This is a genomic window from Paenibacillus tritici (assembly GCF_018207515.1).
Lineage (GTDB): Bacteria > Bacillota > Bacilli > Paenibacillales > Paenibacillaceae > Paenibacillus_AQ > Paenibacillus_AQ tritici.
Window position 1 is genome coordinate 7,595,738 of sequence record NZ_CP073365.1, and the last position, 20,614, is coordinate 7,616,351.

The 20,614-nt window shown below is 45.4% G+C and carries 17 protein-coding genes and 1 pseudogene; 3 read left to right on the forward strand and 15 right to left on the reverse strand.

Annotation, left to right across the window (positions count from 1 at the left end; all coding sequences use genetic code 11):
* The first annotated feature begins 5 nt into the window (after positions 1-5).
* Entirely contained in the window at positions 6-206 is a 201-nt protein-coding gene (locus tag KDC22_RS32720) for a hypothetical protein (protein ID WP_173134425.1), read from the forward strand.
* 11 nt (positions 207-217) lie between these two features.
* Positions 218-514, forward strand: coding sequence for a spore coat protein (locus KDC22_RS32725; protein ID WP_173134428.1), 297 nt, complete (start codon positions 218-220; stop codon positions 512-514).
* A gap of 72 nt (positions 515-586) precedes the next feature.
* Here the strand turns inward: KDC22_RS32725 and KDC22_RS32730 are convergent.
* The 4 genes and pseudogenes from KDC22_RS32730 to KDC22_RS32745 all read right to left on the reverse strand — a co-directional run.
* Positions 587-802: pseudogene (locus KDC22_RS32730) on the reverse strand (ABC transporter permease); the annotation flags it as partial.
* 415 nt (positions 803-1,217) lie between these two features.
* Positions 1,218-1,715: a hypothetical protein gene (locus KDC22_RS32735; RefSeq protein WP_211721644.1), complete on the reverse strand. Its 498-nt coding sequence runs from the start codon at positions 1,713-1,715 to the stop codon at positions 1,218-1,220.
* Between the two features lie 113 nt (positions 1,716-1,828).
* Positions 1,829-7,162: a DUF8202 domain-containing protein gene (locus tag KDC22_RS32740; RefSeq protein WP_211721645.1), complete on the reverse strand. Its 5,334-nt coding sequence runs from the start codon at positions 7,160-7,162 to the stop codon at positions 1,829-1,831.
* A gap of 509 nt (positions 7,163-7,671) precedes the next feature.
* Entirely contained in the window at positions 7,672-8,301 is a 630-nt protein-coding gene (locus KDC22_RS32745; RefSeq protein WP_211721646.1) for a nitroreductase family protein, read from the reverse strand.
* Positions 8,302-8,412: 111 nt separating this feature from the next.
* Between KDC22_RS32745 and KDC22_RS32750 the strand changes: the two genes are divergently transcribed.
* Positions 8,413-8,775, forward strand: coding sequence for a winged helix-turn-helix transcriptional regulator (locus KDC22_RS32750; RefSeq protein ID WP_173134440.1), 363 nt, complete (start codon positions 8,413-8,415; stop codon positions 8,773-8,775).
* Between the two features lie 107 nt (positions 8,776-8,882).
* Here KDC22_RS32750 and KDC22_RS32755 read toward each other — a convergent pair whose 3' ends face one another.
* From KDC22_RS32755 to KDC22_RS32805, 11 genes are all read right to left on the reverse strand, one after another.
* Entirely contained in the window at positions 8,883-9,662 is a 780-nt protein-coding gene (locus tag KDC22_RS32755; RefSeq protein WP_211721647.1) for a hypothetical protein, read from the reverse strand.
* 195 nt (positions 9,663-9,857) lie between these two features.
* Positions 9,858-10,298 carry a beta/alpha barrel domain-containing protein gene (locus tag KDC22_RS32760; protein ID WP_211721648.1) on the reverse strand — a complete coding sequence of 147 codons (441 nt, stop codon included), beginning with the start codon at positions 10,296-10,298 and terminating at the stop codon, positions 9,858-9,860.
* A gap of 78 nt (positions 10,299-10,376) precedes the next feature.
* On the reverse strand, positions 10,377-12,968 hold the full coding sequence (locus KDC22_RS32765; RefSeq protein WP_211721649.1) for an ABC transporter permease: 2,592 nt from the start codon (positions 12,966-12,968) through the stop codon (positions 10,377-10,379).
* A complete protein-coding gene (locus KDC22_RS32770; protein ID WP_076243716.1) occupies positions 12,965-13,648 on the reverse strand; it encodes an ABC transporter ATP-binding protein in 684 nt (227 codons plus the stop codon). Before KDC22_RS32770 ends, KDC22_RS32765 begins: the two co-directional genes overlap by 4 nt.
* A 24-nt stretch (positions 13,649-13,672) precedes the next feature.
* Positions 13,673-14,611: a VanZ family protein gene (locus KDC22_RS32775; RefSeq protein ID WP_173134456.1), complete on the reverse strand. Its 939-nt coding sequence runs from the start codon at positions 14,609-14,611 to the stop codon at positions 13,673-13,675.
* Positions 14,612-14,712: 101 nt separating this feature from the next.
* The gene (locus KDC22_RS32780; protein WP_173134459.1) at positions 14,713-15,714 is read right to left on the reverse strand and encodes a sensor histidine kinase; all 1,002 of its coding nucleotides are present in this window, start codon (positions 15,712-15,714) and stop codon (positions 14,713-14,715) included.
* The gene (locus KDC22_RS32785) at positions 15,715-16,398 is read right to left on the reverse strand and encodes a response regulator transcription factor (protein WP_211721650.1); all 684 of its coding nucleotides are present in this window, start codon (positions 16,396-16,398) and stop codon (positions 15,715-15,717) included.
* A 50-nt stretch (positions 16,399-16,448) separates the two neighbouring features.
* Positions 16,449-18,692 carry a U32 family peptidase gene (locus KDC22_RS32790; RefSeq protein ID WP_211721651.1) on the reverse strand — a complete coding sequence of 748 codons (2,244 nt, stop codon included), beginning with the start codon at positions 18,690-18,692 and terminating at the stop codon, positions 16,449-16,451.
* Positions 18,693-18,768: 76 nt separating this feature from the next.
* Positions 18,769-18,969 carry a hypothetical protein gene (locus tag KDC22_RS32795; protein ID WP_343221882.1) on the reverse strand — a complete coding sequence of 67 codons (201 nt, stop codon included), beginning with the start codon at positions 18,967-18,969 and terminating at the stop codon, positions 18,769-18,771.
* 210 nt (positions 18,970-19,179) lie between these two features.
* Positions 19,180-20,046: an SDR family oxidoreductase gene (locus KDC22_RS32800; RefSeq protein WP_211721653.1), complete on the reverse strand. Its 867-nt coding sequence runs from the start codon at positions 20,044-20,046 to the stop codon at positions 19,180-19,182.
* Positions 20,043-20,552 (reverse strand): hypothetical protein, encoded by a 510-nt coding sequence (locus KDC22_RS32805; protein ID WP_211721654.1) that lies wholly within the window; start codon positions 20,550-20,552, stop codon positions 20,043-20,045. Before KDC22_RS32805 ends, KDC22_RS32800 begins: the two co-directional genes overlap by 4 nt.
* Positions 20,553-20,614 lie beyond the last annotated feature (62 nt).

Genomic DNA, 20,614 nt, shown 5'->3' on the forward strand with positions numbered 1-20,614 from the left:
CCTGAATGAATTCTAATTACGCTTTGCATGAGCTGCTCGAGGTCCGTGAGATGGCTGCGTTTAAGACAGTGTGCCTAACGAAATCCAAGACCATGCAGGCTCTGGTAACCGACCCGGAGCTCATGCAAATTTTGCAGCAGGATGCCATATTATCACAACAGCAGCTTCAGGAACTCAGTGGAGTGCTATCTAAAGTAACTGTATAGGAGATAAAACAATGAACCCAATAGTAGAACATATGACCGGTCTTAATACGCTGACGGATGACGTAATCGCAATGGATCTGTTGATGAACGCCAAGAGCGGCGTCAGAAACTACGCCATGGCTGTGACTGAATGTGCTACCCCCGAAGTCAGGGAAATCTTGATGAAACAACTCGGCGAGGCTATTACTTCCCACGAAAAGATAACAGAATACATGCTGCAGCGGGGCCTATACCGCCCCTACCATATTCCGGAGCAAGTCCAGCTTGATCTGCAAAATATTCAGACCGCTATGGACATTCCGTCCTGACGCTATATTCACCAAAAAAACGCGCTAAACCATCATGGTTCAGGCGCGTTTTTTTGATTGTTGCGGATCTCCTCACCCCTGCCTTTTATACGCCCTCATTGCGAAGATATAGGCCACGATCATAATTCCAACGCACCAAACAAGCGCGATCCATATATCATTGCCCACCGGCTGATCCGACAGCAGTGCGCGGATGGCTTCCACGATTGAGGTTACGGGCTGGTTATCGGCAAAAGCGCGAACGACCTTCGGCATCGAACCGGTCGGAACAAAGGCCGAGCTGACATACCTACCGTTGGTTTGAATAAGGGCAAAAATAAGCTGCCTTGCGGCAGTTTAATTTTCTAACCTGTCTTCCCTGGCTGACAAATCATGATGGGAATAATCCACAGACCAATATTCATATTCAATCGGCAGCCATTCAGACCGGTCTGCCTTGATCAATGGTTGACGGTCAACAGGAGAGCTTAATTTGATCGGATATTCCGCTTTAAGATTGTGACTGGCCCGAAGGACTTAACCAATTTAAGAAGCGGGAGAAGTCCTCTTTTAAAATAGTTAACCTGGCCGAGATCGAACAGAATATTCAACGCATGTGAGAAGGTCAGCATATGGCCTATTAAATCGTGATGAGCTTCCGCTCTATAAATGGTATGAAAAGAAGACAATTCACTTAATATGAATTCTGACAGCTGTGCTGCATTCACAATAGCGGAAAATAATCTTTCTCATTAATTTCCAATTCCCTCACGTCAGACATGGAATACCCGAGCCAGGACCTCCCGGGGATTGACTTGTCAAAAGAACGAATCAGTGTGGAGATTCCCAGGATTTCCTCCTTCGTCCCCCACCCTCCCAGCTCTTGAATGGCCAACAAACCCAGCGCTGCATAGATAACATTGTGTCCGACCCAATGCAGCTCATCGATCCCGGGCTCCAATGATTCCAGGATCATCTTTTCCGCATCCCCAGGATCTATTCCAAACACGGGATGAGCTGCTCCTCGGGATGAATGTTTATCGAGCATCGTCTCGGATTGAGCCACAATTCTATTTACGGTATCAAGAGGCATCGAGTTTTCTTTTACAAAAAAATAACCTGCAATCGCCGCCGCCCCAAAATATGCTTCCCAAATATCACCAGTCATGCTTTTACATTGAGAAATAATCAATAGTCCGTCTTCAAGTATGCTTCTGCCCATTCTTTTCCCTCCCCCAATGAACTTGTCTCTCCTATGATACGGTTAAGCTTAACAGGTCTATCGTTGAAAAAAACAACCATTGACGACTCCAGGTCATCAATGGTTGTTTTGCATTACTTATCAATCAGGTCGGTTACTTTGAGCATTCTTGCGATCAATGCAGTGACTTCAGCACGAGCCATTTGTGCTTTTGGATCAAGCGATTGAGGTCCGTTGCCTTGGATTATTCCTGCCTGGATCAACTGAGCAACATCGCCTTGTGCCCAAGCCGCTACGTTTGTTCCATCCGTATAAGATGCCAGTGTAGAAGCGATCTTCTCTTGACTTGGTAAATCTTCGGATTGAATCAAGCGGTACGCGCGGGCAATCATCGCGAATCCTTGCTCTCTCGTAATTTGCTGATCACCTTTGAAGTTACTGTCATCATAACCACGAACGATATCGAATTCATCGGCAATCGCTACAGAGTCTTTGTACCACGCAGAAGCAGGTACATCGGAGAAATCAGCTTGCGTTACATTTTGACGCATTAAGCCTAGTCCGGTAACTACAATCTCTGCAAACTCAGAGCGGCTAACACTACGGTTAGGTGAGAACGTGTTATCTCCGTTGCCCTTCAGACTCAATCTTGCTGCAATGTTGTTGACGTCCTCTTTGCCCCAATGGTTTCTTACATCACCGAAATCCTGAGGATTCCAGATCACCGAGTAAGTACCACTGCTGCGTAGATCATTAATAAGCGCGAAATACCGGTTATTGATCTTCGTAACAACCGTAGGCACATGGAATACGCTGCCGTCTGGGTTAACGATAACGCCTGTTGTAATCCGGTTCGGATCAATGCCTTCCGGAAGAGCAATGTATTTCGGCGCATAACCTTTCAATGCTCCCGCTCTATCTGTTTTCCCGTCATGCATAAAGCTCAAATCGAGATCAACAGGATTCACAAGCAGTTCATAACTGCCTAGAGTTGCCTTCTCGCGGGCAAGCTTCGTCACATCATCTGCAGAGCGTTTGATCTTGATGTTCACCGCAATATTGCTAATTGGCGCGTTGCCGAACTGTCTGCTAATCGCGTTCACATCAATCTGTCCTGCAGGAACCGGGTAAATCGCCAGCACGTCTTCAATATCCAGGCTGGACCCGGTATCAGCAATCTTCTTCAGATCTTCCAGCGTCAGACCTTGAACTTCGACATCACCGTTACCCGGTACGCGGATGCCGAGTTTATGTCCCTTACCGTCTGCAATAAAGCTGGCAAGCTTATTCGGATCGATGGTCACCGTCGCTTGGTCTCCATTTGGTGTTACAGTACCCGTGGCAAACGATTGATTCGAACCGTTGACGGTAGTTATAATGTTCGTATTTTCCGTCGTCGGAGGGGTAGGTAGAGTTGGTGGAGTAGAAGGATTGCTGGTCCCCGAATTGCCTCCACTGCCGTCGCTACCACCGCCATTGTTGCCGCCGTTACCTGGAGCTTTCTCACGCACGATGATATAGATGTATTCATTGATCAGCTCACCGGCTGTATTATAGACACCGACTCTGATCTCATTCTCACCTTCATTAAGCGGCAGCTTATTCCACTTGTCAGAAGGATACTCTTCATTGTTGACGGTGATTTTCACCTGAGTATCGTCTGGATATTTTGTAACTGGATTCAGACTGACACCATAAACGTTATTGGTTACTGTCCCCTTATAGTTTTTGTTCTGATTTGGATCGAATTCAGGAGTTAATGGGATAGCTTGACTGCCTTCATTCGTTAGACCAACAAGGTTTATTTCTTTGAGTTCTCCGCTCGTTACAATGAGATCATCCAGCGCCTTTTGCAACTCGGCCAGTGCCTGATCTACTTGATCCTGCGTTGCATTTGGATTGTTCAGCACGTTGTTGGCTTCGGTAAGCTCACGCTCCAGATTCGACCAGCTTTCAGCCGTGTACTCTTTCTTGTCGAGCGTGCCTGCTTCGGTTACCTTACCTTGAAGAGCGGTCTTGTCGACCTTGATCTTCTCCAGATCATCCAGCGCCTTTTGCAACTCGGCCAGTGCCTGATCTACTTGATCCTGCGTTGCATTTGGATTGTTCAGCACGTTGTTGGCTTCGGTAAGCTCACGCTCCAGATTCGACCAGCTTTCAGCCGTGTACTCTTTCTTGTCGAGCGTGCCTGCTTCGCTTACTTTATTTTCAAGAGCCGTCTTATCGACCTTTATCTTCTCCAGATCATCCAGCGCCTTTTGCAACTCGGCCAGTGCCTGATCTACTTGATCCTGCGTTGCATTTGGATTGTTCAGCACGTTGTTGGCTTCGGTAAGCTCACGCTCCAGATTCGACCAGCTTTCAGCCGTGTACTCTTTCTTGTCGAGCGTGCCTGCTTCGGTTACCTTACCTTGAAGAGCGGTCTTGTCGACCTTGATCTTCTCCAGATCATCCAGCGCCTTTTGCAACTCGGCCAGTGCCTGATCTACTTGATCCTGCGTTGCATTTGGATTGTTCAGCACGTTGTTGGCTTCGGTCAGCTCACGCTCCAGGTTCGACCAGCTTTCTGCGGTGTACTCTTTCTTATCGAGCGTGCCTGCTTCGGTTACCTTACCTTCAAGAGCGGTCTTGTCGACCTTCAAAACGGTATATGTTACAGAATTTGACGCTTCCGAATCCACATAGGCATCGTTATCCGACTTCGCCGTTACCGTTACATCATAGCTGCCGGGTTTCAGTCCCAATGTCGACAAATCGAGTTCTGCTCCATATACGGCTTTGGTAATACTGGTGCCGTCACTTAACTTCACCGTTACTTCATAATTGTCTGCATGGTCTATTGGACCCCAGGATAGCATGTCCTTATTCAATTGAGCATTAGGCTTCGCTAGCTTTGTTATATCCTTGGCAAAAGCATCTACAGGAACTCCGTTACTCCCCTTCAGGTTACCTTTTCCGTTATAGGATACTGTTACCGTTTTGCCGGCAATGTCTGTTCCGGATGGTAATGTAACTATCAGTTTTGTGGTATCAACCGGATCAACTTTAATACTAACCTGACCAATCGGTACCTCTGTACCATCCATTTCAATGGAGAAACCCGTTGAATCAGTTAACACTACATTTTGATCAAAAGTGAAGACAATTTGCTTACTATTTGCTGTAGCTTGATCTAGTATCGCACTTATTAGCTTCGGGGATGGCGCTGCAATAGTGAAGTATGATCCATTGTTAAAATCTTCACTGCTAAGCGTTGCTTTGCCGTCAACCAGCTCGTAGAACTTGTCTTGATGATCGAATTGATCGTCTGCACTGACAACTAAATATAAAGGCCATTGTTCAGCAGGTTCTACTTTATCTACCTGCAATGTAATCTGAACAGGTGACCCTGTTTCCGAATCTTTATCTGCCCAGTTGGTCTTCTCCACTTTGTGAATGCGTGCAGTATGCTTTAGACTTTCATTGTCTTTATCGATTGAACTAATGAACTCGGTCCCAGCCCCATTATCGCTAAAAACAAAAAAAGATTTATCGTTAGCAATCTCTTGGGTATTCTCTTCATTAGAATTTGCTACCGTAGCTCCTAATGAAATCGTTACGTTAGCGCCGTTATCTTGAGACTTCGATTGCTTCTGATCCAATGCCCCTTGATCGTCACGCCCGATTCCGGTGATACGGTTACCATAGCCCTGATTATTAGCGGCGGTCCACATCGTAGACGTCTGCTCTGCATCATGATTACTTGTGACATAGTCGATCAATTGGCCATTTGCGTCTTTCAAGGATAGACCATACTTTAGAGCGAGATAGCTGTTCACCTTATGGCGCTCAGTCTCACTTAGTTTTTTGTTGAATACAATGACTTCGGAGATAGAGCCGTTAAACCGGCTAAAGTGACCTGCACCAATGTATACTTTTCCGCCGGCAGCAAGAGTAAAATCAACTTTATGTTGATCTCCAGTACCGTTAACTGGATCTAACTGTTTTCCATCTAAAGAAAAAGACCATTGATCTTTATTCGGATTCCCAGTGTCTACTGCACTCCATATATTCATAACTCGTGTTTTCTTCAAGTCATATCCTGTAACATCAATGTCTTTGTACGAATCTGATCCAAAATAGGTGCGAATCAGCTTCCCTGATGTATTCCCATATTCAGAAGTCGCCGACTTACCACCTAAATCCCAAGGAAATCCGCTAAAATCGCTGCTTGCCTGAACCGAGAACACTTCCCGTTGTGTGTCCTGTGGAGTACCTACAGAAGCTTTCTTGAAATAGGTAGTAGCCGAAGTCACCTGAATAGCGGGATTATAGTTCACAGCATTGGCGCTATATGGAATATTTCGGTTAGTTTCAGTTCGGTCCCATTTTTCATTAATGGCCAAATCTTGCAGCTCGGTAACCAGGCCATTCTCAGGGTTAGCACTCTTGCCTACATCTACCCATGAAATCAATCCATTATTGACTCCCACCCCGCCAGGGGCAGGTGCCTTTTTCCATACCAAGGCATTGCCTTCTCCATACGCAGCAAATATAGATGGGGTGTTGTCCGCAAACAGATTCTTAATACCCTTCAGATCGCCGGCAATGGCCTCCCCGAACTTGCTGCCTTCCGTCATCCGATTTTGCGCGGTGATGCCCGCTTTCCCGGTAAAGTCTCCGTTCATATAAAGAAGATTAGAGCCTTTCAAATTAACGTTTTGACCCTTGCCCGATGCGATCAAATTCTCAGTAATCTGTCCGGTTCCAGACAGGATGAATTTACCTGCTGCGACTTCAACGCCTCCGCCAATATTCCCGGTAATTTGGCCTCCACTCATAGTGAATTCACCATTACTCAAAAGGATCGCACTCGTAGCCGTACCAGCATACTTATTACCGCTGATTTCTCCCCCGGTCATTTTGACAGTCGATGCCGGATCACTTACGTAAATTACACTTGCCGGCAAGTTATTAATATTATTATTTCGTAAAATCGCGCCATCTTCTATGGTTAGACTTGAAGCATCGTATACATTAACGATTCTTCCAGCAGAATTAGTTCCCATGCCGTCAATGATGATATTCTTCAATGTAAGGTGACCATCAAGCAGATCTAAAAGTGTTCCGCTACCCCCACGCTTAATCACAGCAGTTTGGGAGGCATTAGGATCTGTTGTGATTGTAATTTGTTTGCCCCCTCTGAGCTCTAGGAACTTCCCGGGCTGAACGGGTGACAAAGTGATATCATCCATGACATATATTGTTCCCCCGCTGACCACCTCTTGATTGGCTTTGGGGAGAGTAGCAAAGGGCTTGTCTTCGGTCCCATCACCTGTATTGTCATTGCCATTGCTTGCTACATAAATATCCGAAGAAGCAGCATAGCTCACTGAAGCTCCAAAGCTTAATCCCATGCCCGTGAAGACGAGAGTAAAGATCAGAAACATAATTCCAATTTTCCGCAAATTCATGTTGTTGCTTACCATTTAATTCATCCCTTTCTGAAATCGTTTTGGTATGTAGTAACACTCTTGGTGCAAATGCGCCGAACTATATGACATACCTCACAATTATAAAATAGGGACCTATACATTTTCTAAACAATTGTCGAAGCCTGTAGATTATCTCCGCTCATTTCATAGTTTAACGGGGCTATCGGAGACAGAAAAAAGCGGCCTTGAAGGCCGCCACCAGTATAAACCCTTCGATATTCAACCACTTGCTTTCATATAGCACTTCAACCCAGCTATGAATGATCTCCCGGGGGGACAGTTGGTAATACCACCCTTTCATTGCACCCTTTTGCAGCTTTTTATCAATGGCGAATCATGCTCTTCCGCATCAATCGAATCTGACACCACCATCAAATGATGCTCCGCTCCTTATAAATTCATCATGTTCTAATCACGGAAAATCCAACTCATCATCGATGTCATGGAATATTTCCCTGCTCCGCACTGGATACCGCGAATCGTGATATAGCGATCATATCCGATCACGAAGGTACCCGATCTATAAACGTTATATCCTCAATATCATGTCTTACAGTGGAATGACCCTCTTGAATCCCTCTGCCCACACTTAATAACATAATGTCTTCATAATGTCCGGGAATATTGAGCTCTTCAAAAAGAGCAGCTTTATCATAACCTGACATCGTGATGGTCTGGTACCCTTTGTCGTTCAAAATAAGGACCAAGGTCATTGCAGCCAGACTGCCATCGCGGACCAACTCTTTTAAATAATCTTGATTAGACATGTTGTGATAATAACCAATTGCTGCATTTGTTAAATACGTTTTCGTTTCTTGAGTGAAATAACCTTTCTCCAAAGCCTTGTCTTGAATAGCATGGATATTCTCAGTATGAAAAGCACGGTAATCCCCCAAGATCAAAATCAAATAACTGGAGGTTTCAACCTGCTCCTGGTGATATGCAATGGGTTTAACTTTAGCGCGCAACTCCTTATCTTCGATGAGTAAATAGCGTGTACTCTGAATGTTATTTCCGTTTGGTGACTTGGCTGCCAGTTCAATCGCATCAAGTATTTCCTTTCTTTCAATCTTATAGTTTGGATCATAATGTCTGACCGATTTCCTTTGTAGGATAATATCCTGCAAACTCATTTTAACGCCCCCCATAGCTTAGATTTGCTATAATCATCTTATCTGGAGCGTCTGCAATTGAAAATACTGCACTTTATAGTCACTAGGTTACTTCGAAGTAAGGAGGATATCATGAATAAAATAAATACTGGATTTGATGTGGTGCAAAATATCATTAGTGGTAAATGGAAAAGCATTATCCTGTATCAATTAGGATATGAGCAAAAGCGCACAAAAGACTTACTCAAAATTTGTGAAGGCGTCTCACATAAGGTTTTAAACGAACAATTAAAGCAAATGCAACAGGATGGATTAGTGAATCGCGCGGTATATGCAGACGAGGTTCCCATTAGAGTAGAATACTCAATATCGGACTATGGCCGGACATTGCTTCCCTTATTAAAAGAAATGTGTGATGCGGGCGATAACCATCTTAAAAGAGAGGGAATCACCGCAGGTAATAATACAATTTGCGAACATTCTAAATCACTGTGATCGAAACATGAAGCAGAAACCCCTGATTCCTTAAAGCAAAGGACGCCCAAGCAGGTGCCCTTTGCTACTTATTCAACAAACTTGCCGCTACTTATTTCAGCTTAACGTTATCTGGCAGTAAGCTTGTGAACCAGGTCTCGTATCTCTGTGCTAAGTCTTGGATTGGCCGGATAGACGGCTTCAATGAACTCTAGAATGCATAGTGCCGACTCGGGTACACGATCATATCCCTGCAGCATACCGCCAAGCTTGTCGGCAAAACTGGGGTACCGCTTCTCTAAACGGCGCTCATTTCCGAAGGGATCAGGGAAGTAATCCACCTCCGGCTCCAGCAGATGAAGCACCGACAAAATCCGGTCGATCGCGTGGCCCTGAATAAACCGTGCCGCAGACAGGCGCTCTCCCCTGGCATAACGGCCCAGCCCCACGTACAGATTGGTTAACGCTTCGTTCAGCGGAAAGTCTAAGGAATCACACTTTTGACTCGGCAGCGGTCTGCGCGGTTTGGCTATAGCCGTGTTACTGTACAGCGGAGCCTTCCACACCACCCGGCCCTCCGTATAAGACACGTCAGTCAGCTCTCGCTCCTCAAATATCGCGTATTCGCCGTAAATTCCATCCTCAAACAAGATTTTGCAGCCCACATCAGAGTTTTTAAAAGCATAGGCAAGCGGATACGTCTCCTCCAGCCAATCCAGACGGTCAATATACCTCTTCTTCTGCCCTGCTTCCACAATAACAAAAAAATCCAAATCCGAATACTCATCCATTCGCTCCAGCTCCACCCCCACCGACCCCACACCCAGCAGCAGAAGCGCCCCGCCCTTACGTCCGAGCGTCCCCCCAATCTCATCCAGTCTTTGTAAAAGTAACTCTGTCCGCAACATGCTAATATTCCTCCCTTTATCGGAATGCAAAAAAGGCCCAACCCCACACTTCTCAGCGAGGTTGAACCCTAAGGTTACATTGCCTTTGATATTCTAGAGTAAAAATAGCACTGGTTGGGGGTGGGTGTCAAATGAAATTACGTATAGCTACTTATTTCTTACTAAGGTTCAGTTTAACCAGTCTATCGGTGAAATTTACGGGAAATCAAGCTCATCATCAATGACACGGAATATCTCCCTACTCCGCGCCGGATAACGGGCATCCAGCTCCTCCCACTTCTGCTTCGGTAAAATCAAAAATTCGTGCGTATCGGAAAGATACGAGGCCTCAAACAGTCGAATTTCGTATTTGTCCCGGATCAGCTCCTGAAAGCCGCGAATCGTGATGTAGCGGTCATTTCCGGTAAAGGTAAGCGCAATCGAATGCATTTGTCCATTGTAGGTAACATCCAGTCCTTTGTCCGTAGGCGTTACCTCGACCGTTTCATCGGGAAGCTGTTTACCGAACAATCGGACGATCTCCTCGTCCTCTTCTCTCCAATCTATGGTGACGCTGTTCGCAAAAGCAAATTGCTGCAGCTGTTGCTCATCTCCGACGAATAGCAATGTCAGCTCGCTGTCGCTTGGCATTCTCATCCCCGTATCCTCCTTGATAATGCTCTTCTCAGCTACTGCCAAATCGTAATAACGGTCCGCAATCCCGCAATTCTAAAATCATATATTCTCTTGCTTTAAGGTATCAATAATATTCTCCTTTTTTACTTTAGCTCCGGAATAAACAACCGCAGAGCTGACAATGACAAATACACACACAATGACAGACAGAATGCTCATCCAGGGCAGGGTGAACCCATAGCTGAATTTGTTCGCAAATGCTTTATAGATCAGAACCATCACGGCGAAACTGACAGGAAGCCCATACAAGAGCGACTTGACCCCATAAAAAATACTCTCATAGTTCAGCATTTTTGCAAACCCCTTTGGCGTCGCGCCTACGGATTTCAGCATCGCAAATTCCCGTTTGCGAAGAGCAAGCCCTGTTGAGATCGTATTAAAGATGTTCGCAACGGAAATCGCAGAGATTAATACGATGAAACCGTAAGAAAAGACGTTCATCAGCAGAATCTGTTGTTCTTCTCTTATTCTGGATTGATATACATTGTAGACATTCAGATTGGTCTCATTCAACGCTTCAATTTCCTGCTGCGTTTTCACCGGTTCCGTGCTTTTCAAATGGAGATACATCGAAGCGTTAGCCAGCTCCTCGCCGTCTGCCAGCCGATTCATGACGCGTTCCGACACGATTATATTTAACCCGCCTACGCCTAACGGGCTCATCCCCATCGGTGCCTTATCCGTCAATGCGGCAACTCTCACTTTATTGGCCTTCGTTTCTTCCCCGCTCGCTTTAAAAAAACTCGTTAGCTCGATATGTTGTCCGATATTCGCATATATGGACTTCGTCTGAATATATTTCCCCGTATCTATATCTTTGTAATGAATCGTATCCATCACGATTGCGGCAGGATGATCCAGATCCGTAAGCTGTTCGTAATCTGCGTGGGCCGCTCTGGCATAGGCTTGCAGGCTCGAATCATTCAGTGCATAGAGCTTAATTTCGTAAGGGTATTTCCCGTCTTGCAGCATACTCTTATCCTGCTTAACCTTCTCTTGCAACTCGTCGGCGATGCTTGCTGCATCGACCCAAGCGTTCCTGACTAACTCATGACTGACGCTATATTCCGTGACGCCATCCAGAGATACAAGCGATTGCATCAACCGGTCATCTAGTCTTTCGCCATTACTGGACGACACTTCGATATCGTAATTGATGCCTTCCAGCGACAATGCCAGAGATCGTGTCAGGCCAGTCGTGAAAAACGATATCGTCAAAAACAAAACGATGCTGATGACCAGCGAAAAAAGAATAACATGATATCTTCGTTTGTTCCTTTTTAAGTTTTTCAGCCCGATTTCTGCTTCGATTCCGAAGAGCTTACGAATGATCTTCGACGTCTTCACTGCTTTGGCCGTAAGCTTTACGTCAGTGGTTTGGCGAATCGCGTCCATGGGAGATACCCTGGATGCTTTAACCGCCGGGAGATACGCCGAAACGAAAATCGTCAGCATCGAAACAAGACAAGTAATCAAGAGCAATAACGGCGTGACGATAAGCCTCAGCTTTTCACTAGTCCATAATGCCCCTTCAATCATTGTGTTCATGAACGAAAAGGTGATTCCGATTCCGGCAAGACCGCATAAGATGCCAATGGGAATGCTGATCAAACCAATGACGATACCTTCAAAAAATACGGAATTTCGCTTCTGCCTTTTCGTCGCCCCCACGCTCGCGAGCATCCCTAAATGGCGGGAGCGTTCCGAGACGGATATCGCAAAAGCGTTATAGATGAGCCCAACCGAGCCAATTATAATGGCCCCCATAATGATTGCCGATAATGAGAACATCATGCTGGATGAGGCTCCGCTGCTGGACAAGCCATAATAACGAAGCAAATCGTTATTATATTGGACAGTGTCCATTTGGTTTTTCTCAGCCAGCTTCTCCGCATGTGCGAACAAGAACGGATTGACCTGCTGCAAGACCACCGACGCATCGACCCGATCGTCCCCCCCGATGATATGATCATCGACATAGCTAATGATCGTATAACCCGGGGCCCGGGCCGGTTCCGACACCGGAGGTTTAATGAAGCCTACCACCGTATAATCCCTAATTATGCTATGCTGTAATGTCTCGGTCAATGTGCCGTCTTTCCTGCGCAGCGGTTCCGTCTGATCCAGGGGATGATCGCCCCCTTGTTTGAATCGGTCGCCGACCCGAAGCGTTAGACGGTCGCCGATTTCGTACTTCACTTTGCCATTTGTTGTAACAGACTCGGAGATCACAACCTCCTTGTCCGTGTGCGGAAGACGCCCTTTGCTTATTTCAATCTGAAATTGTGTGAACCCTTGCACATCATATTCCTTAATGAACAAGTACGGCTTATTGGAATTTTGTCCTCCTTCTAATGGGGCATACCCAAGGTCTCTTGTGATTGCAACTGTTTTGGTTGCATCATCGCCCTTTATCGCCGCAAGCTGTTCCTTGGTTATATCTTGATACTGAACATGCCACTCCCCTGTATCTGTGATCGTTTGTCTGATCATTAAATCCGCAAAGGAAAAAATTAGCGTAATGACAGCGGTCATCATGGATACCGAAATAATTACGCCAAGAATAGTCACAAGTGTTCGTCTCTTGTTCTGCTTCAGATGCCGGATGGTTAATGTATTGACAATATTCATCGCCTTATCACCTCGTCTTTGGCAATCCTCCCATCTTCAATTGAAATGATTCTGTCGGCTTGCAGGGCGATCCGTTCGTCATGCGTGATTACGAGCAGGGTCTGATGATAGGTCTTATTCAGCATTTTCAATAAATCGACGATCTCACTGCTATTCCTGCTGTCCAGATTCCCGGTGGGTTCGTCGGCCAGCATGATCGCAGGATTGCCGATGATCGCCCTGCCAATCGAGACACGCTGCTGCTGTCCACCGGATAGCTGATTCGGCAGATGATTTAATCGATGCTGCAAATTCAACGTATTCACAAGATCAGCCAATTGCTTTTGATCTACCTTTTGTTGATCCAGCAAGAGCGGCAGCGTAATATTCTCTTCCACCGTCAGGACGGGAAGCAGATTGAAAAACTGGTAGATCAGCCCGATTTGCCTGCGTCTGAAGATGGCCAGCTGCGTTTCGTCCAAGGTATACATATCCGTATCCTGAACATACACTTTCCCGCCAGTCGGTCGATCCACACCGCCCAGCATATGAAGGAGTGTCGATTTCCCCGATCCGGAAGGTCCGATAATTACGACGAATTCACCTTTTTGGACCGAAAAGGAAACATCATCAAGCGCCTTCACCGCCGATTCGCCTGTGCCGTATATTTTGGACAAATTTTCAATGGTTAAAATCTCCATTGCCATCCCTCCTTCCCGAGATGCTCAATTCCAGTTATATACCATCTCTCTATATCCAACATCCCAAAGGATTTCATTCCCCTCAATGGTTATCTTAAGCTCTTTAGCCCCGGTGAGATGAAGGATCCTATTGTCCGGCTCATGGAGCTGATCTTCTGCAGATACAGACAGGAGCTCATGCCCGTCAACGGTAACCTTAAGGCTGCCCTGAAAATCCTTATGATCAGGAATTCCATAATTCAATCTAAGATACAGATCACTCTTATTGCCTAGCGAATACGTATATGTTTCCTTCTTTTTGCCTTCGATGCCATACACATTATATTGGGGTGTCACGTCTTGACCGCCAATCTTAAGACTGTCCTGTTTGGTTCCCGTTACTCGATTTCCGGTACTATCTTCCCATTCGTTTATCGCTACAAAAGGGGCCAACTCTTTGGTGAACACTTGATCAACTACTCCGAAGACCCCCCATACGCCGAGCATTAACACAGCACTGGCAATTCCTGTAGCAGCGATATTTCTCCAGTAGTTTTTTGTACGGAAGCCAATCTTGTAGCCCCCGAATCCAATAGCAGCGCCCACTGAGTTCGTTATGACGTCGTTCGTGTCAAAGCTGCCGAGGAATGTTAGGGCCTGGATGGTCTCCACCACAAGAATGGACAGGATAAACCCTGTCATGAAGCGAACAAAGCTAGTGCGGTATAACAACGGAAACAGTATGCCAAAAGGTATGAAGGCTGCAAAGTTTCCAATACCCACCAAGTCCATCAGTGTCGGATGTAGAAGATCGGAAAGACCCGGCACCCTAAAAAAACCGTCCGGCAAAAAAATAAAGGTGTACTGACTGGTTTGATCTACCGTATCCGCTCTGCCGAAAGCAAAAAGCATAAAATAAAGAATAATCAGGGTGTAGCCTATCGTGATAATAAAAGTAATCTTGCGCTGCTGCTTCATTTGCATGGTTGTACCTCCATTGTTCATCTGATAAATATCATTTTAACTGTCCAAAATGACTTTACAGTGACGTTGGAGGTGACAGTTCAGTCACTTACGGAATGCTGTTAAATCACATGCTTATAAAATTTGATCCGAAACTCTGTACCCCTCCCGCTGCCGCTCGTTACATCAATCACGCCGTTCTGGCTTGCAATGATGCTGTGAGCCATCGCAAGCCCTATACCGATACTTCCTTCATTAGCATTCTTTCCTTTATAAAAACGTTTGAATATATAAGGCAAATCCTCTTTCGGAATGCCCTCTCCGTTGTCAGCAATAACGATTTCCGTATATAGCACGTTGTCGGAAAATGTGATGGTAATCGCACCGCCCTCAGGTGTATGCTCCACTCCATTTTTCAAAATATTGATAACCGCTTCAGCAGTCCAACGGAAATCGCCGGCAAAAGAGACGTTGTCATCCCCTGTGATGGAAACGGTCTGTCCCTTAATATCCATCGGAATCATAACCGGCTCCAGTGCCTTTTGGATTAAGGTTCTCATGTGTATTCGATCTTTTTTGAACGGGATAGTTCCCGCTTCCATTTTCGCTAGCTTTAATAAGGATGAAACAAGCCAATCGATCCGTTCAAGCTGAATGCGAATATGATGGGTGAACTCCGTTCTTTTGAGTGAAGGCAGATCAGGGGCGCTTAACAGATCTGCCATGACTGTCATAGAGGTGATCGGTGTTTTGAGCTGATGTGAAATATCGGAGATGGCATCGGTCAGTTGAAGCTTATCCCGCTGCAATAGCGAACGATGCTCGGAGAGCATGCGTGTCACCTTGTAAATATCATTCTTTAAGATGCTAAGCTCACCTTCTTGATTATCGCGAGGGTCAAGGGAGGCCTGGCCGCTGCTAATCTCCCGCAAATAGACGGACAGCTTCTCTAGCTCGTAATATCTCCGTTTTGTGAATAATACAGCGGTGCCGGTAAGCAGCACGGATACAATAATAACCAGGGCAACGGCGACAGACGATATGAAAGCAGCAATGACGATCGCCGATAAGCTGATCGAACCCATGACGAGTAATAATATTTGATTTTCCCGATTGCGCAGCATCTAATCACCAACCTTATAGCCTAAACCGCGTACCGTTTTGATCAGAGCCGGCTGCTCTGGATTATCCTCCAGCTTTTCCCTTAGCCTTTTGATATAAACCGTTAACGTGTTGTCATTCACGAAGTCGCCGGCCACGTCCCAGATTTGCTCCAAGAGCTGATTCCTGGTGAGGACCTGTCCAACGTGGTTGCCGAAGATCAGCAATAAGCGGTATTCCAAGGCGGTTAGCGAAATTTCGGCACCGTTTTTATATACTTTGCCTTCCAGCGTATGGATGCGCACATTGTCAATGTCAATGACCGCTCCGGCATGGGACAGCTTCTGGTATCTCCGCAAGACGGACTTGATCCGGGAGAGAAGCTCGCGAACCCGAAAAGGTTTGGTAATGTAATCATCGGCTCCCATATCGAGTCCCATCACGACATTGACCTCATCATCAATCACTGTTAAGAAAATGACCGGGATATCCCGTCGTCCCTTCACCATCTTGCATAATTCATAGCCCGTTCCGTCTGGAAGCTGTAAATCGAACAGGCACAAAGTGAACTGATCGATGTCTTCAGCGAGCACCTTTCGGGCTGAAGCGGCATCATGGCAGAGAACGGTCCAATAACCCTCTTGCTGCAGCGAATATTCCAGTCCCGACGCGATCGTCTTATCATCTTCAACTAATAATATTTTCATCTGAAGATCATCCTTATGATTGATTTTAGAACATTTAATGAATTCCACGACTACACAATCTCTTTATTATAATGCCCTCTTGTGTCTGTTTCCTGATTAAAGACAGCATTATTCATTGAGCCATTTAATTTGCCTAAGGCCATATGAATGACTTCCACAACCTGATCTTTAGATTCCACTGTGAAGTTTAACCGGAGCGCCTCGATTCCTTTGAGGTTTGGTAGCTCATCTAACAGATTAAGCGTCTTCCCATTAAGAATAGTCGATGAACAATCCTCATGGGAAAGGATAGGGAATGTTCCATGCTCATCTTTTAACTCATAGCTCTTCGTTTTGCAAATTCTGCATTGATTCATTTTTTTCATCGGACAATATTTGGTGAACATCAAAGGAGCCCTTCCATATACAACCATTTCCAGAGCAGGATAGCCGTCATTTTCTTCAACATAGGCATTCATTAAATCTTCAATTTGGCTCTTATTCAACTCATAAGATAAAGTGACCCGTTTGGCACCTAATTTATATAATTCATAGCAGCTAGTGGCATTAATAACATTTAGAGAATAGTCCGTAACAAACGGGTTTGTTTCTCTATAGTGATGAATCCCCCCATATCCTCCAATTAGTAGCTGTCCTTCTTGTTCCTTATAATCATTCTGATTTCTTCTAACCACATTTTCGTAATAGATTTCCTTAATTCCACAGCTCACGCAAGTATCGTACTGTTCCTTAGTCGTTACAGAGGCCGTAAGGTATGGTTGTACAGGGGCAAAGCTTATTTTTTCTTTTGCTTTCACAGCCTTGATTCTTTTCTGCTGGCTGTTAAGCTTTAGGTCATATAAGCCCAGTACAATATCTCTTCTTGCTGCATTTAACAGTTTAGCTGGAATAAATGCATTGCATTCCTCATAATCGACCTGATGAAGTTCAAATATCGTATCATTTAATCTGGAGAATTGCTTGATGACCTGGTCTTTCGTTGTTGGATTATTAATGGCTTCGTCCAGTATTTCCTCACTTTCATAGGAATAATTACAGCCTAAGCCCTCCGCCTCTATGACAAGCTTTGAACCTGGATATGCATATACTCTAATATCGAGGTTAAACCGCTTAAATTCTTTTTCCAGTGAGGCCTCTAATTCTTTATTATAGAAATAATCCTTCGTTTTATATACTACATCTCCCTTAGACATCTTTTCTTTGATTTTGATATAGCAGACATCATCTGCTGTGTTGATTAATTCGCCCTCTTTATTGTACAGTTTGGCAACCGTTAGATTAACATCTTCATTGTTGTGACTTATTCGAATGGTATCGTTCTGATTTAAAGGACGTGTAAGGGTTATTTCATACGTGTCTTTAATAACCTTGCTGATTGTTCCAATTTCATAACCAAAGTTATTAGGTTTTAAGATGTTTGTAATATTTCTCTTATCTTCGTGAAACAAATACCCTTTAGTAAATGTTCTATTGAATGTTTTTTTCAGATTTTCTTTGTCTTCTGCTGTTATTTTATGATCTAAGGCCATGCGATATTTGGATACAACATTAGCCACATACGTAGGTGCCTTCATTCGGCCTTCTATTTTCAAAGAATCGACTTCATTTAAATCATGGATATAATCAATTGTGTTTAAGTCCTTAGTAGATAGAATATAGCTTTTCCCTAATGATGTATCTGTTGTCTTATCAATCAGGTCGTATTCCTTACGGCATGAACCCACACATCTTCCGCGATTTGCGCATCGATTGCCGAGTAATCCTGACATTAGACAGTTTCCCGAATAAGATACACATAACGCACCGTGAACGAAAATTTCTAAAGGGATGTCAGCTACTCTTTTGATCTCTTTTACTTTTTCAACCTTGACCTCACGGGACAGAACCACTCTTTTCGCACCAAGTTCTTTGAATAATAAAGTTCCGTCTACATCGTCTATTCCCATCTGAGTGGAACAATGTGCTTCCATATCAACAAAGTTTTTAACGATATAATCGAAAACCGTCAGGTCCTGGACGATAATGCCATCCACACCGATTTCATTTAATTTGCGGATCTGCTCTTTCATCTCTTCCACTTCGTTTTGGAACACGATGGTATTCATTGTAACATAGAGTTTAACGTCCCTCAGGTGCGCATACGTAACGGCCTCTTGTAACGTTTCTAGATCAAAATTAGATGAGTATGCACGTGCACCAAATTTTTGCATCCCTAAGTATACTGCATCACAACCATTAGATATTGCAGCTTTTAAAGCTTCCATATTTCCTGCTGGCGCTAATAATTCAGTCATAAATTATCCTTACCTCCTACTTCAATAACCGCTCAAATTCAGCACCATTAATCATAAAATAAGAACTACACCTAAGCTACGGCAAATAGCACAAACCAATGGTTTGCGCTTTTGTACATTTAGCCACACGTACCTTCTCCTCATTGGCCTCACGGAGCATGCCTACAATATCCTGAATATCACGCTCTGCTGCGGTAACCATGAACTCTTCATCCTGGTACGCAAACAATTGAATGATATTCACCTCAAGTGATTCTGCAATCTTATGTAAATTCAATAAAGAAACGTTCTTCTCCCCAAGCGCCTCCTGCGACAGTCCCCGCTCTTTCCGAAGAGCAAGAATCCGGGCTCCGACCATTTGCTATTAGCTTGCAGGGTTGCAAAAGGGAGATTAACAGTTCGTAGCTGCTAATCTCCCTTTCTGTAACCATCATTAATACGTTATCCAAAAGGGTGTGATTTCACAACCCCGTGTCATTGACATCCACTACCGGAATTTCTCCACACACTCCTGCAGAAATGCTTCCAGCTTGCGCGGCTCTCTGCCGAGCAGGCGCCTCACCGTGTCATTTGGACTTTCTGGAACCACCCTGGACATGGTTTGAATCTCCACAACGTGGTTCGCCAGCCAAGGAGGCATATGCCCGTGCTCGATAAGATTACGGAGTAGTTCTTCGGGTTCCATATTGATGTAACTTATTGGCCGATGGAGCAGGGCGGACAACCGGGCCGCGATCTGAGGATAGCTGAAAATCTCTGAACCCGTAAGCGTATATATTTGGCCTGTGACCTCAGGGTTAGTCAGAGCTTCTGCGGCAACATCTGCGATATCGCGGCAGTCAATGAAGTTACACGGTGAATGGCCCATGGAGCCGAAGAAAACATTTTGGGTTGTAATCGTCGGTGCAAAGCGCATTAGGTTTTGCATGAATGCATACGGGCGCAACACGGTATGGGTGAGACCTGATTCCCTCAGCACTTGCTCGATTTCTTGATGCCAGCCCGCCACTGCTACTGGAGAGCTCTGCTCAAAGGCTGGGCTGGATATTTTCACGATGTGCTCGATTCCAGATTGGCCTGCAATCTGAATGATTGAAGTTTCCAATTCGATTTGTCTTGGACTGTTGGACATGGCGAGGAAGAGCTGGCTGGCACCTGTACATGCGCGGCGCAGCGATTCGGGGTCAGCAGCATTTGCCCCTACGACCTCGATAGTAGATCGGCCCTTCTCTCCGATCTGCTTACGCAACTTCTCCGGCTCTCTGCTCAGAGCCCTGACGGGCACGCCAAGATCAGCCAAACGTTCCACCAGCGCACTGCCTATCGTACCTGTTGCTCCCACAATAACTATCATTTTTTTCTTCTCCTTTTGGATGTCAAATGGGTGGTAACGGCGAGACGCCACCGCCATGTCACTATCGTGCTTGCTATGAATCCGGACAACGGGAAATCGGTCCAGACGCGATCGGCCCAAGCCAAGTGATGGCCCGGCATCATAAGTTCCAGTACACCAGATGTCACCCATGCCGCGCATAGGCCATACAAGGACCCGGCTATTGCGAACCCTCCTACCACAACCAGGTGAGGTGCACCTGTGACCCATCGCATATGACCCACCCGGCTGCGCAATATAAGGCCAATCATCAAGGCCATCAAAGCTGATGCACCGCCGATTGTGGTCAATGCTCCGATTTGAAGCCCCCTATCAGCAGTAACCAATCCCCCAATACCTGCCATGATGGCAGGAGCAGCATAGGCCATTACAACTTCACGCCATAGTGCAAAGGGCTTTTTTCTGGAACCCACCGTCTTGATACCGTAAGCATCATCTGGCGGATTCGGGTATTTCATCTGGTTCATTTCGTTGCCCCTTCCTTCTCTGAGATCATTCCGTCGAGTGCTTTCAGTGAAATATAATTAGG

Excerpts from the sequence above, each read along its gene's own strand:
- KDC22_RS32720 (WP_173134425.1), top strand. The coding sequence starts at position 6 with ATGAATTCTAATTACGCTTTGCATGAGCTGCTCGAGGTCCGTGAGATG.
- KDC22_RS32725 (WP_173134428.1), top strand. The coding sequence starts at position 218 with ATGAACCCAATAGTAGAACATATGACCGGTCTTAATACGCTGACGGAT.
- KDC22_RS32735 (WP_211721644.1), bottom strand. The coding sequence starts at position 1,715 with ATGGGCAGAAGCATACTTGAAGACGGACTATTGATTATTTCTCAATGT.
- KDC22_RS32740 (WP_211721645.1), bottom strand. The coding sequence starts at position 7,162 with ATGGTAAGCAACAACATGAATTTGCGGAAAATTGGAATTATGTTTCTG.
- KDC22_RS32745 (WP_211721646.1), bottom strand. The coding sequence starts at position 8,301 with ATGAGTTTGCAGGATATTATCCTACAAAGGAAATCGGTCAGACATTAT.
- KDC22_RS32750 (WP_173134440.1), top strand. The coding sequence starts at position 8,413 with ATGAATAAAATAAATACTGGATTTGATGTGGTGCAAAATATCATTAGT.
- KDC22_RS32755 (WP_211721647.1), bottom strand. The coding sequence starts at position 9,662 with ATGTTGCGGACAGAGTTACTTTTACAAAGACTGGATGAGATTGGGGGG.
- KDC22_RS32760 (WP_211721648.1), bottom strand. The coding sequence starts at position 10,298 with ATGAGAATGCCAAGCGACAGCGAGCTGACATTGCTATTCGTCGGAGAT.
- KDC22_RS32765 (WP_211721649.1), bottom strand. The coding sequence starts at position 12,968 with ATGAATATTGTCAATACATTAACCATCCGGCATCTGAAGCAGAACAAG.
- KDC22_RS32770 (WP_076243716.1), bottom strand. The coding sequence starts at position 13,648 with ATGGAGATTTTAACCATTGAAAATTTGTCCAAAATATACGGCACAGGC.
- KDC22_RS32775 (WP_173134456.1), bottom strand. The coding sequence starts at position 14,611 with ATGCAAATGAAGCAGCAGCGCAAGATTACTTTTATTATCACGATAGGC.
- KDC22_RS32780 (WP_173134459.1), bottom strand. The coding sequence starts at position 15,714 with ATGCTGCGCAATCGGGAAAATCAAATATTATTACTCGTCATGGGTTCG.
- KDC22_RS32785 (WP_211721650.1), bottom strand. The coding sequence starts at position 16,398 with ATGAAAATATTATTAGTTGAAGATGATAAGACGATCGCGTCGGGACTG.
- KDC22_RS32790 (WP_211721651.1), bottom strand. The coding sequence starts at position 18,692 with ATGACTGAATTATTAGCGCCAGCAGGAAATATGGAAGCTTTAAAAGCT.
- KDC22_RS32800 (WP_211721653.1), bottom strand. The coding sequence starts at position 20,046 with ATGATAGTTATTGTGGGAGCAACAGGTACGATAGGCAGTGCGCTGGTG.
- KDC22_RS32805 (WP_211721654.1), bottom strand. The coding sequence starts at position 20,552 with ATGAACCAGATGAAATACCCGAATCCGCCAGATGATGCTTACGGTATC.